Below are 619 nucleotides of genomic sequence, written 5' to 3'. Positions count from 1 at the left end.
GTATATGGTCAAACGAAACTGGCGGGAGAACAGGCGATTCAGAAATGGTGCCCCGATGCAATTATCATACGTACCTCTTGGGTTTATTCCACATACGGCAAAAATTTTGTTAAGACCATGTGTCGTTTAATGGATGAGCGTGATGAAGTGGGGGTAATTAACGATCAAATTGGAAGCCCTACCTATGCGAAGGATCTAGCCTTGGCAATCGTAAAAATAGTGGATTCTTCTAAATGGGAAGGCGGTATTTATCATTATAGCAATGAAGGTGAGATTTCTTGGTACGACTTTGCTGTAGCGATACGTGATTTCCGTTCGTTCGATTGTGAAGTAAAACCGATTCCCACAAGTGCCTACCCGACACCTGCACGCAGGCCAAAGTATTCCTTACTCGATAAGTCGAAGATCAAGGCTATTTTTGCAGTTGAGGTACCCAGTTGGGAGATAAGTCTGGCTAAAATGCTAGCCGAAGAGTTTAAAAATTAAGAATAATCAAAATATGAGTACTATGAAAGGAATTATATTGGCAGGAGGCTCAGGAACACGACTACATCCACTTACGTTGGCAGTAAGCAAACAGCTGATGCCTGTATATGATAAGCCGATGATCTATTACCCG

General features: G+C 42.3%; 2 protein-coding genes. Both read left to right on the top strand.

Translation table 11 applies throughout. The features are described from left to right. The coding region (locus tag B2X72_RS23150) for an SDR family oxidoreductase (protein WP_286851622.1) at positions 1-486 on the top strand (486 nt) is incomplete at its 5' end. A 22-nt stretch (positions 487-508) separates the two neighbouring features. Beyond that, on the top strand, positions 509-619 hold a 111-nt coding region (locus tag B2X72_RS23145), incomplete at its 3' end, for a sugar phosphate nucleotidyltransferase (protein WP_286851736.1).

The organism is Sphingobacterium sp. UBA7253 (assembly GCF_002472745.1).
In the GTDB taxonomy this organism is placed as follows: domain Bacteria; phylum Bacteroidota; class Bacteroidia; order Sphingobacteriales; family Sphingobacteriaceae; genus Sphingobacterium; species Sphingobacterium siyangense.
The sequence above is the reverse complement of the archived record's forward strand: the minus strand, read 5'-3'. Positions and strand labels throughout refer to the sequence as shown.